Here is a 12,883-nt window from a genome sequence, read left to right as displayed (position 1 = left end):
CGCGGCGGCGCATCCGCATAGCGGGGCGGCGGACCCGCGTTGCGCGGACACCCGGTCGGCGCCGTCGCGCCCGACGCCGTTACCGGGGCGGCGGACCGCTTTCCGCCCCGCCCGGCCTCGGGCGGATGACGACGTCGCCGTCTTGGGCGGCGAAGACGCGCCCGGAATCACGGGCGACGTTGTGCTGCCGCGCGATCCGGCTTTCCCCCGGCGCCGGGGCGGGGTGCCCGTCCGTCGTGCCGCACCCCGCTTCCGGCGCCGGAAGCGCCGCCCACGCCGTCACGGCGGCGCCGGCCGCCACCGCCGCGGCGAACCCGGCCCAGGCCCACGGCGCGCCCACCGCGAGCTGGTTGCCGAGCACCCCGGCGAGGGCGGCCAGCACGAACGCCGCGCCCGCGCCCACGGCGGCGGCCCGCCCCGTGGCCACCTACGCCTCGGCGGCCGGTGCGGCCGGTTCAGCGAGGGCGGCGGGTGCGGGGAGGGTCTGGTGGACGTGCATGTCGCCGTGGGTGACGGCGAAGACGGTGCCGTGGTCGGCCGCCTCGTTCCGCTGCCGGTAGTGCGGGCTGTGCGGGGTGGGGGCCGCCGGGCCGGCCTCGGCGGACGCGGCGGCCTCGGCGGCGTCCCGGCGTTCGGCCGCCTCGACTCTGTTGTGGTTGCCGGCCACCACCGGACCGGAGGCGTTTCCGCCGATGGTGATCGAGTAGCGGTCATCCCGTGCCGTGGTCATTGTGCTATGTCCCTTCGATAATCAGGTCATTTGCTATCCCACGCGCGTCAGGGTGGTGGTACCGCAGGTGTAGCAAGTGATGTACGTATCGCCGGTGTCCTGTCCGGGAGGCAATGCGGTGACGTGTTCGGCGGTGTCGCCGTCCGGTGCCACAGTGATCGTGATGGTGACGGTGCCGATGACCGGTCCGCAATCGCCGTCTGCGGACTCGATGAGAGGGGCTTCTCCGGTGGCCTGGGTGTCCGTGCCGGTCAGGACGACATCGGGCTCACCGCAGGGCGCTGGCAAGGCGTAAACACCTGGCGCGGTCTCGACTATCGTCGCCACTCCGCCTCGGCCGTCGTCCCATGTTCCTTCGAGCCCGGTCGGTTCGACCGGCTCCTCCGCCGAGTAGGTTTCCGTCTCCTCCGGCGGCGGCTCGTACTCCTCGGTCGGGAACGGTTCGTACTCCTCCGTGGGGAACGGCTCGTACTCGTCCGCCGGGTCCGTCTCGAGACCGCTCCCCGCCCCGTCCGTGGTCTGGCTGGAGTCGCCGGCCTGCTCGACGGTGTCCTGCTCGGCGGCGACTTCGAGGGCGACGAAGACGGCGCCCGTGATCGCCAGGCCCACGAGCACGGTCGTGAGGGCGGCGGAGGCGGCCGAACCGCCGGCCGCCGCCCCGGTGCCCGTGCCCGCCGCGCCGGCGCCGCTCGCGGTGGAGACGCCGCCGTCGGCGAACACGGCCGAGGTGTGCTCGCCGGCGGAGTGGGCGGGGTCAGGGCCGGGGGGACCGGCATGGCCGGCGGCGTCGGCGGGCGGCGGCTGGCTGTAGGCGTCCGGCGGCGGCTGGCCGTGGGCGTCGCCCTGCGGCACCCGGCCTCCGGCGTCGGCCGCAGGCGCCTCGGTCGGCCCCTGCCACCCGGTGGCCCCGGGAGCCGCCTCCGCGGTCGGGTCGGCCGCCAGGTCCGCCATGTGGTCGGCCACCGCCTGGGCCGCCGCGCCGTCGTCGGGGGCGGCGGCCGCGCCCGCGTCGGGACCACCGGCCAGCACCGACGGGTGCTGCATGGGCGGCAGCAGGTCATGGGCCTGCGTGGCCGCCGACAGCCCGTGCTCGTCGCCGGCGACGTGCCACAGCACCGCCGCCTGCGCGAGCAGCGCCGCCGCCGCGACGCGCTGCCCGACGACCAGGCAGCGCACCCCCTCCTCGTGTGTGAAGTACGCCTTGGCCGCGTGGTCCTCCGCCTCCTCGGCCGCCCGCCAGCCCCGGCCCAGCAGCCGGCCCCAGGCGTCGAACCGCAGCGACCGGGCCACCCGGGGCGCCGCCGCGCGCCCGACCGTCACCGCGAGATCCGGTCGTCCCGCCGCCGTCGCCAGGTCGGCCGCCCGCTCGAACACCCGGCTGTGGTCGGCCACCTCGGCCGCCGGCGTCACCGGGTCCGCCGCCCACCGGCCGAGGTACCGGCACAGCCGCTCCACCGGGAACGGCGCCACCCGCCCGGCCCGCAGCGCCGCGCCGATGTCGGGCGCGGCGCGGAACCCCTCCGGCGTGGGAACGGCGAGCCCGAGGTCGGCCAGGCGGGCGCACAGCGCGGTCGCGTCCTTTGCTCCGGTGAGCGCCGCGACGTGCGCGGGCGCCAGGCCGGTGTCGCCCAGGGTCGCCAGCAGGTTCAGCACCTCCGTCTCCGCCGCGTCGCGCTGCCGGAGCAGCAGCGGCAGGAGTTCGGGCACCGCGCCGGGCCGGGGCAGGGCGGACCGGCCCGCCCTCGCCAGCCCGGCCGCGCGCAGGAGCGGCAGCGGACTGCCGCCGGTGGCCCGCCACAGGTCGTCGGCGACGGCGCGCTCCCGGTCGGTCAGCGGCCGTTCGAGCGCCCGGGACAGCAGCCGTGCCGCGGCGGGGCGGCCGAGCCCCTCCAGGTCGATGACGGCGGCCTCGCCCCGCAGCGACGCCTCCCGGCCGGCCAGGACGAACGTCGCGGCGGGCAGGGCGTCGGCCAGCTCCCGCAGCCGGTCGGCGTCCAGGTCGGCGTCGTCCACGTAGACCGTGATCCGCACGCCGGCCATCAGCCGGCGTAGCTGCGGCCAGGACGGCGCGTAGCCGCCCGAGTCGTAGCACGCCTCGAAGATCTCCTGGGCCACGTCCGCCATGTGGCGGTGCGCGGCGCTCACGAAGACCGCCCCGTCGGGACCCGGCTCCAGGGTGGTCGCGGCGTGGCGCAGCAGGGTGCTCTTGCCGATCCCGGGCGGGCCGCACACCTGCACCGCCCCTCCGCCGGCGACCAGCTCGGCCAGGACCGCCGTCTCCGCCTCCCGGCCCAGCGGCGCGGGCTGGCGCCGGGGCAGCACGCAGGCCCGGTCGCGGCGCCGGAAGCGCGGCCGCTCGCCCTCCCGCGTCACGGTCACCGACGACCCGTGGCGCGCGTCGATCAGCAGGTTGTAGTCGCCCGCGACTACGGGGCCGTCGGCGTGGCCCCCGACGTGGACGCTGCGCGCCGTTGGGGAGCGTTCCGGTTCGGGATCCCGCTCGGTGCCGTTCGCCTCCGTGGCGTTTTCGTCCGGCTCGCCCATTTCCGCCCCTTTCTGCGCGCGCGTCGCGGTGATACCGACACCGCGGCGCTGGGCTGGACGCTAGTCGCGCGGAAGGCGCGCCATACCGTCTTTCGATGGTTTCGGCGGGCTTTTTCCGCGTCACCCGAAGGCGATGTCGCTCAACCGCGCGAGATCGTTGATCTTGATGGTGCGGTAACCGGTCGACACCACGCCCTTTTCCCGCAGCGTGCGCAGCACCCGGTGCACGGTGGGCTCGGCGGCGCCCGCCAGGCTGGCCAACTCGGGCTGGGTGAGCGGCCAGGGGATCTCCGCTCCCGCGCCCGCCCGCCTGCCGTAGGCCAGCGCGACCTCGTGCAGCACCCGCGCCAGGCGGGTGGGGACGTCGCACCCGGTGAGGTCGAGGCGGTGGCCGTTGGCCGCGCGGAGCTTGGCCAGCACGGCCCGGTTGACGGCGTGCATCAGGTCGGGGTCGCGGTCCAGGCAGGCGAGGAACTCGGCCCGCGTGACGACGCGCGCCACGACCGGCCCGCAGGCGGTCACCGTCGCCGAGCGGGGCCGCCCGTCCATCGCCGCGAACTCCCCGACCAGGTCACCGCCCATGCGCACGGCCAGCAGGGCGTCCCGGTCGGCGCCGGCGCGCCCGGTCGCCTTGACCACTCCCTCCAGCAGGAGCAGCACGAAGGTCGACTCCTCGGACTGGCGGATGAGCACCCGGCCGGCCGGGTAGCGGACCCGCGCGCCAAGGGCGAGCAGCCGGTCGCGCCGCGCGGGGTCCAGACCGCCCAGCAGGCTGGCGGCGGGCCACGCGGGGCCGCGAGCCGGACCGGACATGGTCATCTACTCGGCCTCCCTCCCCGACGTCGTCCCGGCAGTGGCGGCGGCGATCCGTTCCGGCGGCCGATTCGCCCGGCCCCCAACGGTGTTCCGACGCTACGGCACCGACCGGTCCCCTACGGTGCGGCTGACCGAATTCGGTCGCACCGCCGGTGGGGGAGCGGCCGTTCTTCCGCGAAAGTCCCGGTCAAAAAGGTGCCGCCGGTTCGGTGCGGGAGTTCAGCACCATTCGTTCCCCTCCGCTTTCGCGTCTTGGCGCCGCGGGCGTGCCATGGTGGATGCGGGAGGCGGCGACGCCGCCGATATGCGTTCCCGATTGCGGACCGCGTGATGACGGCATGGTGAGTGACGGCGGAGTGAAGGAGGCGGCGAATGGCGGATTCCGTGCAGTACCGTGCGCTGCTGGCGGTCGACATCGAACGCTCCGCCGGGCGCGGCAACGTCGCGCTGCGCGAGATCCGCGCGGTGCTGGCCGAGGCGCTGCGGGCGGCGGTCGCGCGCAGCGGGATCGACTGGGCGGCCTGCCTCCACGACGACCTCGGCGACGGCCTGCGGGTGGTCGCCCCAACGGGGCTGCCCAAGGCCGCGCTCGTCCACCCGCTGGTCCCCGAACTGGCGGCGCGCCTGCGCGCCCACAACCGCCGCGCCGCGCCGCGAACGGCCGTGCGGGTCCGGGCCGCCCTGCACGCCGGCGAGGTCGACGTCCCCGATGGGCACGGCCAGGGGGCGACGGTGACGGGCGGCCCGCTGGAGGTGCTCGCCCGCCTCCTCGACGCCCCCGTCCTCAAGGGCGCGCTGGCCGATGCGCCCGACAGCGTGTCCCTGGCCCTGCTGATGTCGCGGCACTTCTACGAGGAGACGGTGCCCCACGGCTACCCGGGCATCGACCCCGGCGACTTCCACCAGGTGACGTGCGCCGCCAAGGAGTACACGGCCGAGGCGTGGCTGCACCTGGCGCCGGACTCGGCCGCCGCCGGGCGGCCACCGCACCGGTCTCCGGAGGCCGGGCCGGAGGCCGCCGGCGGTCCCGAGTCCGGCGGCGGAGCCGTGCCCTCCGGCGGCCACGAACCCGCCGGCGGGCAGCCCGGCGGGCACTCCACGATGGTCAACACGGCCACCGGGAACGGCGCCGTCTACGCCACCCAGCACGGGACCCTGCACGTCCACGGGCCGGGCGGCCGGTAGGACGGGCGCGCGCGAGGAGGCGACGCCCGCCACCCGGAAAGCCGGGCGGTCGCGCGCGTCCGTCGCGTCGTCCGGTCCCGCTCCGCTCGTCCGCGTCGCGGGCAGGCCGACTCGGCGTCGGCCGCAGCCGGCGCGGGGTGAGCGTGCCGTGGCGGTTCGGTGCGCGGCCGGCTGAAGGCGGTCAGGAGTCCTTGAGCGGGTCGTGGCCCCAGTTCATCAGGGACCGACGCCAGGTGCTGTCGGTGATGTCGCCGGCCGGCCGCTGCGCCAGGTGGCGTTTGATGTAGCCGGTGACCTTGCGCATGTGGGCGAGGTCGTCGTCGCCGAGGTCGGCGGTGGAGGTCCGCAGCAGGGAGACGATGCGGCGGCCCGAGGCGTGGCCGGTGCTCTCGCCGCCGTCCTTGTGCTCCCCGGCGGCCCGGGACTCCTCGGTGGCCAGCCAGTCCTCCAGTTGCTTCGGGGTGAGGTTGACCAGCCTGCCGAACTCCGTGACGGCGTCTTCGTCGCCGCTTCGCCGGTCAGGCATCGTCGGACCCCTCCTCGCGCAGGGCCTCGGGGCGGTGGACCGCCTCCCGGCCGGACTTCTCGCTGCGCACGCGGTACTGCGGGTCGTCCGGCGAAGCGTCCACCGTGCGCCCGGCGGCCTCGGTGCGGGAGGTGATCTCCTCCTCGACCCGGCCGACGGCCCGGCTGCCGTGGCTCTTCCAGGTGACCTTGTCGCCCTTGCCGAACGTCTCACTGTTCTTCGCCATTGCTCCTCCCAAGGAGCGCGGGAAGCAAAAAGTGCCTGGTCCCACCAGTCTAGGTGACGCCGGGTCACGGCACCCGTGCGGCGCACACGGCGGACCGGGGACTCATTCGTCCACAGGCGCGACGTCGGAGACCATCTCCAGGTGGTCGCGCATGGCCTCGCCCGCCGCCTTCGCGTCGCCCGCGCGGATGGCGTCGGCGATGCGCTCGTGCCCGGCCAGGGACGCGGGCGGGCGGCCGGGCTGCGACAGCGACTCCATCCGGGTCTGCAAGATCATCGGGGCGATCTCGTCCATCATCCGCGCCAGCAGCCCTGAGCGGGCGGCCCGCATGATGGCGGCGTGGAAGCGCTCGTCGCCCTCGGTGCCGCGTTCGCCGGAGTCGATCTCGCGGCGCATCTGCGCCAGGGCGGCGTCGATCTCCTCGATGTCGGCCCTGCTCCGGCGGCGGGCGGCCAACTCGGCGAGTTTGACCTCAAGCGCCTGACGCGCCTCGATGATCTCGGCGCGGCGGTTGTCGCGGTCGCGCAGGACCCGCAGCACCTGGTCGTCGGAGGGGCTGTAGCGCACCACGGCGCCGTCGCCGTGGCGGACGTCGATGATGCCCTGGACCTCCAGCGCCACCAGCGCCTGGCCCAGCGACACCCGACTCACCCCCAGGGCGGCGGCGAACTCGCGTTCGGGGGGTAGTTTGTCGCCCGGTCCGAGTTCGGCTTCGCGGATGTATTCGCACAGTCGCTCTACGAGTTGCTCGTAGAGCCGGGGGCGCGCGAGCGGGCGCGGGCGCGGCGGTTTGGGCCTCATGGTTCCTCCGGGAGGTCCCGGCGACAAGGGGGTGGATCATGCAAGGGCCTTGACAGGAGGATAGCTGACATATTGGCTAGGCCACTGTTCCTCATGAGCTGCATCACAGCTCGTCCCCGCCCCTGATCGGTCCACCATGTCTCCCCAACTCCTGACCATCCTCGTCCTCGTGGCGATGTTCGCGATCGCCACCTTCCTGCCCATCAACATCGGCGCGCTGGCGTTCGTGGCCGCCTTCCTGGTCGGCACCCTCGCCCTGGCGATGGACACCGACACCATCCTCGCCGGGTTCCCCGCCGACCTGTTCCTGACTCTGGTCGGCGTCACCTACCTGTTCGCCATCGCCAAGAACAACGGCACCGTCGACCTGCTGGTGCGCGGCGCCGTGCGGCTGGTGGGCGGCTACGTGATCGCGATCCCGTGGGTCATGTTCGCCATCACCGCCCTGCTCACGGCGGTGGGCGCGCTCAGCCCGGCCGCCGTCGCCATCATCGCCCCCATCGCGCTGGGGTTCGCGGCCAAGTACCGGATCAGCCCGCTGCTGATGGGCATGATGGTGGTCCACGGCGCCCAGGGCGGCGGGTTCTCGCCGGCCAGCGTCTACGGCGTCACGGTCAACGGCATCGTCGCCGAGAGCGACCTGCCCCTGGCGCCGCTCACCCTGTTCTTCGGCAGCCTGCTGTTCAACCTCGCCATCTCGGCGGTGCTGTTCCTGGCGCTGGGCGGGCACCGCCTGATCGGCGTGCACGCCCGCGACTTCGAGACCGCCGCCGTGGGCGGCGGCGCCGGCGGCGGCATGCCGGCGGAGGGCGCCCCCGCGACCGGCGGCGCCTCCGGCGGCACCGACGCCGAGGCGAAGGACGCCACGGCCGGCACGACCACCACGGCCACCACGACCACCACGGCCGCCACGGCCACCAAGGACGCCACGTCGACCACGGGCGCCGACGCCGCTGGGGACAGGCCGGCCGGCGGCTTCCGGTTCGACCAGGCCGCCACCATCCTCGGCCTCATCGTGCTGGGCGTCCTCGCCCTGGGCTTCGGCCTCGACGTCGGCTTCGTCGCCATCACCGTGACCGTGGTCCTGGCGCTGCTCTCGCCCGCCGCGCAGAAGGGCGCCATCAGCCAGATCAGTTGGTCCACCGTGCTGCTCATCACCGGCATGCTGACCTTCGTCGGCGTCATGGAGGAGGCCGGCACGATCGAGTACGTCGGCAACGGCGCCGCCGGCCTGGCGGCTCCGCTGCTGGTGGCGCTGCTGCTGTGCTACATCGGCGGCATCGTGTCGGCGTTCGCCTCCTCGGCGGCGATCCTGGGCGCCACCATCCCGCTGGCGGTGCCGTTCCTGCTCCAGGGCGACATCGGCGCGGTCGGGGTGATCACGGCGCTGGCGGTGGCCTCCACGATCGTGGACGTCAGCCCCTTCTCCACCAACGGCGCGCTGGTCCTGGCCAACGCCACCGGCGTCGAGCCCGACCGGTTCTACCGCCAGATCCTGGTCTACAGCGCCATCGTGGTGCTGGTGGGCCCGCTGCTGGCCTGGGGCGTGCTGGTGCTGCCCGGCTGGCTGTAGCCGGACTCTCCCTCGGGGCCGGTCCGCGCGCGCGGACCGGCCGGTTCCCCTCACTCCCCTGCGGCGCGGGCCCGGGGGGGGGCCCGGGCCCGCCGGCGTGGGCGCGGCCCGCCCGCACTCCGACCGGGGCGGCCGCGACCGCCGCGCGACGGCCCGGTCGCGGGGGATTGACATCGGCGGTACTGGCCTATTGGCTAGGCCACTAGGAGTCCGTCCCCCCGAGAGGAGACCGCAGTGGCGAGTCCGCGCGAGCACGGCCGGAGCCGGAGACTGGGCGCACGCGACCTCCTCGACGCCACCCTGGACCCCGGCAGCTTCCGCTCCTGGGACACCGAGCCGGTCGACGTCGGCCCCGACCCCGCCTACGCCGCCGAACTCGCCGCCGCGCGCGAGCGCAGCGGCTGCGACGAGTCGGTCCTCACCGGCGAGGGCCGGCTGCGCGGCCGCCGCGTCGCCGTCATGGTGTGCGAGTTCCGGTTCCTGGGCGGCTCGATCGGGATCGCCGCCGCCGAGCGGCTGGTCAGCGCGGTGGAGCGCGCCACCGCCGAAGGGCTGCCGCTGATCGCCGCCCCCGCCTCCGGCGGCACCCGCATGCAGGAGGGCACCCTGGCGTTTCTGTCCATGGTGAAGATCTCCGCCGCCATCGCCGCGCACAAGAGCGCCGGCCTGCCCTACCTCGTCTACCTGCGGCACCCCACCACCGGCGGCGTCCTCGCCTCGTGGGGCTCCCAGGGCCACCTCACCGTCGCCGAACCGGGCGCGCTCATCGGCTTCCTCGGCCCGCGCGTGTACGAGGCGCTGTACGACCGCCCCTTCCCCGACGGCGTCCAGACCGCCGAGAACCTCTACCGCAACGGGCTGATCGACGCCGTGCTGGAGCCCGCCGACGTCCCCGCCATCACCGACCGGGCGCTCAACATCCTGCTGGCCCGGCCCTGCGGCGAGGGCGCGGCGCCCGGCGGGGCGCCGCCCGGCGCCGACGACGAGCCCGTGCCCGACGTCCCCGCCTGGGAGTCCATCACCCGCTCCCGCCGACCCGACCGGCCCGGCGTCCGCAACCTGCTGCGCCACGCCGCCGAGGACGTGGTGCCGCTCAACGGCACCGGCGAGGGGGAGTCCGACCCCGGGCTGCTGCTGGCCCTGGCCCGTTTCGGCGACGCCCCCTGCGTCGTGCTCGGTCAGGACCGGGTGCGCCAGTCCATGGAGCGGCCGCTGGGACCGGCCGCCCTGCGCGAGGCGCGGCGCGGCATGCGCGTCGCGCGCGAACTGCGCCTGCCGCTGCTCACCGTCATCGACACCCCCGGCGCCGCGCTGTCCAAGGACGCCGAGGAGCGCGGCATGGCCGGCCAGATCGCCCGCTGCCTGGCCGAACTCGTGACCCTGGAGACCCCCACCCTGGCGGTGCTGCTGGGCCAGGGCACCGGCGGCGGCGCGCTCGCGCTGGTCCCGGCCGACCGGGTGATCGCCGCCCAGCACGCGTGGCTGTCGCCGCTGCCGCCCGAGGGCGCCAGCGCGATCGTGCACCGCACGGTGGACCGCGCACCCGAACTCGCCGCCGCCCAGGGGGTGCGCTCCCGCGACCTGCACGCCAACGGGGTGGTGGACCGGGTGGTGCCCGAGCGCGACGACGCCGCCGACGAGCCCGACGCGTTCTGCCGCCGCCTGGGCGGGGTGCTGCGCGAGGAGTTGGCGGCGCTGGTCACCGCCGACCCCGCCGCCCGCACGGCGGCCCGCCACACGCGCTACCGGCGCCTGGGGCTGCGCTGAGCACCGGGCGCCGGGGGCGCTGACGCGGCAGGGCCGGCAGGGTCAGCAGGACTCCAGTTCGCAGTCGACCTGGCTGAAGTCGCCCGCGCGCAGGGCCTCGGCGGGGATGTCGAAGGTCACCATGCCGCAGTCGGCCCAGGTCCAGGCGGGGTCGGTGTCGAGTTGCAGGAGGTGGACGCGGCCGGTGTCGGGCACCGGGCAGCCCTGCATGGGCCAGGGCCAGCCGAACGCGCGATGGCCGGATTCGTCGGAGTCCTCGTCGAGGTCGGCGGGGATGTTGGCGAACGGCGGGAGGCCGCAGCCGCCGTCGGCGAGGTCGGGGATGTGCTCCTGGACCCGCTTGAACGCCTCCCACAGTTCGGTGTCGCCGGGGCCGTGCTCGACCGGGCGGCCGAAGGTGCGGGAGGTGTCGGGCAGGGCGAGCATGGGCGCGGCGCGCACGGGGCGCGCGGGCAGCAGCACGCCCCCCGGCGGGGGCGGGGTCTCGACCGCCGCGGCGGGGTCGGCGGGCACCACCCGCCAGTCGGTGGGCGCCTCGAAGTGCACCTGGCGGCCGGCCCGGACGTCGTCGGCGACGCCGTCCTCCCAGCCGTTGTAGAAGACGTTGAGCAGCCCGGCGCCCGGCGGCAGCGGGAGGTCGAGCCAGGGCGTGAGCGCGGTGGTGTCCACGACCGCGAGCAGCGGCATGGGCAGGCCGTCGGCGACCGGCCACGGGGTGCCGGGCTCCAGGAGCGCCGGACCCCCGAAGCGGAACCGCCCCGAGGAGTCGGCGGGGTCGCCGACCGGGTCGAGGTGGAAGCCGGGGCGGGCCAGCGCCGCGACGCGCGGGCCGAGGTCCGCGCCCAGGTGGGTGGTGCAGAGCCGGTGGAAGCCGGTCTTGAGGTCGTGTGGTCGCACGGGCAGGAGTGAACCACATCCCACCGACAAACCGGGACGGCGCCGACGGGCGGTGCCCCGCGCGGCGGCCGTGCCGGGCCGTGCCGAGGCGTCCCGGGGCGGTGCCGACGGCCTTCCGGCAGTTGCACCGCGCCCCCGCCGACGGCTTGTCGGAGGCACGCCGAAAGCACGCCGGGAGCCCCGGCCGGGGCGGGCGGCTCCCGCCCGGCCGGGGCGCGGGTCAGTTGGCGGCGCCGGCCGTCTCGCGGCGCGCGAGGCCGGGCAGGCGCGGCGCGACCAGCCGGTCGAGGCTGAAGCGCCCGGCGCCCACGGCGGCGAGCATGAGCGAGGCCGCCGCCAGGGTGAGGACGAGTTCGAACCCGTTCTCGGCGACGAACACCCCGTTGCCCGCGTGGACGAGCACGAAGGCGCCGAGCATGTTGAGCGCCAGGAGCACCCCGGCCACCGGCGTGGCCAGGCCGAGCACCAGCGCGGCGCCGCCCACGAGTTCCACGAACGTGGCGAACCAGGCGCTGGCGGTGGGCAGCGGGACACCCATCTGGGCGAACCCGGCGGCGGTGCCGGCCGGCCCGGACTCGGTGAGCTTCTGCCAGCCGTGGGCGATGAAGACGACTCCGACCGCGACACGTCCGGCGAGCAGGGCCAGGTCACGGAGCAAGGTGGTGGTCATTGGCGGTCCTTCGTCGGTGGCGGTGAGGATGGGCGTGCCGCCCCGCGGCGGTGCTGCGCGCGGACGCCCGGCGGCGCCCGGGCGGCACGAAGATCCCGGTGTTCGTCCGACATGCGGACGGTGCACTTTCCAATAGTTTGTGCTTTCGGAAATCTAGCACTCACTCAGAGATGGTGCCACCCTAGCTCTGCGTAGCCGCTACCCCCACTGCCGCCACCCCTCCTCGTCGCCCCCGTGGACCCCCTGCCCCGTGCCGGCGCGGACACCGGCGCGGCACGCCCGGCCCCCGCCGCGCGGGGCGCCCGGATCAGGCCCGGCGGCCCTCCACCACGCCGGCGAGGCCGTCGAGGAGGAGGGACAGCCCCAGGCGGTAGGCGCCCTCGGCGTCGTTGGCCCGGCCGGTGGACTCCCCGACGGCCCGGCTGACCCGCCCGGCCACCGGGAACCGGTCGGAATCGCCCATCGCGGCGGCGAGGGCGGGCTCGATCGCCCGCCACCACTCCGTGTCGCTGGTCCGGCTGTGCTCGCGCACCCGGTGGGCCGCGACCGCCGCCCGCGCCGCCCCCGTGACCAGGGCCAGCAGCGCGGTGAGGGTCTGGTCCATCTCGACCTCGCTCAGCCCGATGCCATCGAGGGCGCGCAGTTCGGTCTCGTACTTGGCCGAGGTGCCGGGGCCGGGGGCGGGCCGGCCGGGGGACAGGTCGGTGATCCAGGGGTGGCGGACGCAGGCGGCCCAGTTGGCGCGGGCGACCGCCTCAAGGCGCTCCCGCCAGTGCGCGGCGACCGGCGCGGGCGCGCGCTCGTAGGTCTGGCCGGCGACGTGGTCGAACATCAGTTCCAGCAGTTCGGAGCGCCCGCCGATGTGCGGGTACAGCGCCATGGCGGTCACCCCGGCCTCCTCGGCCACCCGGCGGATGGTGACCGCGTCGACGCCCTCGCGGTCGGCCAGGTCCACCGCCAGCGCCACCACCTGCCGCGTGGTGATCCCGCTGCGGGGGGCGGGCGGCTGCTCCCGCCACAGCAGCCCGATCAGTTTCAGGGGGTCCGCGGGTCGGTCCGCGCGTTTTGCCATCTCCACCTCCGTGCCCTACGCTCCGAGCCTACATTGCACTCTACGTTGTAGAGTTCGTTGTAGAGCATGGTGGCGG

Annotated in this window: 13 protein-coding genes; 3 read left to right on the top strand and 10 right to left on the bottom strand. The window is 75.5% G+C overall.

Going from position 1 to position 12,883, the window contains the following annotated elements; genetic code table 11:
• Positions 1 to 79: 79 nt before the first annotated feature.
• The 4 genes from LG943_RS05775 to LG943_RS05760 form a co-directional block, all read right to left on the bottom strand.
• The gene (locus LG943_RS05775) at positions 80 to 427 is read right to left on the bottom strand and encodes a hypothetical protein (protein WP_270071133.1); all 348 of its coding nucleotides are present in this window, start codon (positions 425 to 427) and stop codon (positions 80 to 82) included.
• A complete protein-coding gene (locus LG943_RS05770; protein WP_270071132.1) occupies positions 428 to 730 on the bottom strand; it encodes a hypothetical protein in 303 nt (100 codons plus the stop codon).
• 33 nt (positions 731 to 763) lie between these two features.
• Positions 764 to 3,274 carry a hypothetical protein gene (locus tag LG943_RS05765; protein ID WP_270071131.1) on the bottom strand — a complete coding sequence of 837 codons (2,511 nt, stop codon included), beginning with the start codon at positions 3,272 to 3,274 and terminating at the stop codon, positions 764 to 766.
• A gap of 120 nt (positions 3,275 to 3,394) precedes the next feature.
• Complete coding sequence (locus LG943_RS05760) at positions 3,395 to 4,093, bottom strand: Crp/Fnr family transcriptional regulator (protein WP_270071130.1); 699 nt, start codon at positions 4,091 to 4,093, stop codon at positions 3,395 to 3,397.
• Between the two features lie 369 nt (positions 4,094 to 4,462).
• Between LG943_RS05760 and LG943_RS05755 the strand changes: the two genes are divergently transcribed.
• Positions 4,463 to 5,275 carry a hypothetical protein gene (locus tag LG943_RS05755; protein WP_270071129.1) on the top strand — a complete coding sequence of 271 codons (813 nt, stop codon included), beginning with the start codon at positions 4,463 to 4,465 and terminating at the stop codon, positions 5,273 to 5,275.
• Positions 5,276 to 5,456: 181 nt separating this feature from the next.
• On the opposite strand, the gene LG943_RS05750 is transcribed toward LG943_RS05755, so the two are convergent.
• The 3 genes from LG943_RS05750 to LG943_RS05740 all read right to left on the bottom strand — a co-directional run bounded on the left by LG943_RS05750 (position 5,457) and on the right by LG943_RS05740 (position 6,828).
• Positions 5,457 to 5,801 (bottom strand): DUF3140 domain-containing protein, encoded by a 345-nt coding sequence (locus LG943_RS05750; protein ID WP_270071128.1) that lies wholly within the window; start codon positions 5,799 to 5,801, stop codon positions 5,457 to 5,459.
• Positions 5,794 to 6,027: a hypervirulence associated TUDOR domain-containing protein gene (locus LG943_RS05745; protein ID WP_270071127.1), complete on the bottom strand. Its 234-nt coding sequence runs from the start codon at positions 6,025 to 6,027 to the stop codon at positions 5,794 to 5,796. Before LG943_RS05745 ends, LG943_RS05750 begins: the two co-directional genes overlap by 8 nt.
• A 102-nt stretch (positions 6,028 to 6,129) precedes the next feature.
• A complete protein-coding gene (locus LG943_RS05740) occupies positions 6,130 to 6,828 on the bottom strand; it encodes a FadR/GntR family transcriptional regulator (protein ID WP_270071126.1) in 699 nt (232 codons plus the stop codon).
• A 136-nt stretch (positions 6,829 to 6,964) separates the two neighbouring features.
• Between LG943_RS05740 and LG943_RS05735 the strand changes: the two genes are divergently transcribed.
• Positions 6,965 to 8,401 (top strand): SLC13 family permease, encoded by a 1,437-nt coding sequence (locus LG943_RS05735; RefSeq protein WP_270071125.1) that lies wholly within the window; start codon positions 6,965 to 6,967, stop codon positions 8,399 to 8,401.
• A gap of 234 nt (positions 8,402 to 8,635) precedes the next feature.
• Positions 8,636 to 10,168, top strand: a complete 1,533-nt coding sequence (locus LG943_RS05730; RefSeq protein ID WP_270071124.1) for a carboxyl transferase domain-containing protein — start codon at positions 8,636 to 8,638, stop codon at positions 10,166 to 10,168.
• A 42-nt stretch (positions 10,169 to 10,210) separates the two neighbouring features.
• Here the strand turns inward: LG943_RS05730 and LG943_RS05725 are convergent, their stop codons facing one another.
• The 3 genes from LG943_RS05725 to LG943_RS05715 form a co-directional block, all read right to left on the bottom strand.
• Positions 10,211 to 11,065 carry a DUF1963 domain-containing protein gene (locus LG943_RS05725; RefSeq protein WP_270071123.1) on the bottom strand — a complete coding sequence of 285 codons (855 nt, stop codon included), beginning with the start codon at positions 11,063 to 11,065 and terminating at the stop codon, positions 10,211 to 10,213.
• Positions 11,066 to 11,285: 220 nt separating this feature from the next.
• The gene (locus LG943_RS05720) at positions 11,286 to 11,735 is read right to left on the bottom strand and encodes a DoxX family protein (RefSeq protein ID WP_270071122.1); all 450 of its coding nucleotides are present in this window, start codon (positions 11,733 to 11,735) and stop codon (positions 11,286 to 11,288) included.
• Positions 11,736 to 12,042: 307 nt separating this feature from the next.
• The gene (locus tag LG943_RS05715; RefSeq protein ID WP_270071121.1) at positions 12,043 to 12,807 is read right to left on the bottom strand and encodes a TetR/AcrR family transcriptional regulator; all 765 of its coding nucleotides are present in this window, start codon (positions 12,805 to 12,807) and stop codon (positions 12,043 to 12,045) included.
• Positions 12,808 to 12,883 lie beyond the last annotated feature (76 nt).

The sequence above is a fragment of the Streptomonospora mangrovi genome (genome assembly GCF_027604915.1).
Taxonomy (GTDB): domain Bacteria; phylum Actinomycetota; class Actinomycetes; order Streptosporangiales; family Streptosporangiaceae; genus Streptomonospora; species Streptomonospora mangrovi.
Note: the sequence above shows the minus strand (reverse complement) of the source record. Positions and strands in the feature narration are given on the sequence as shown.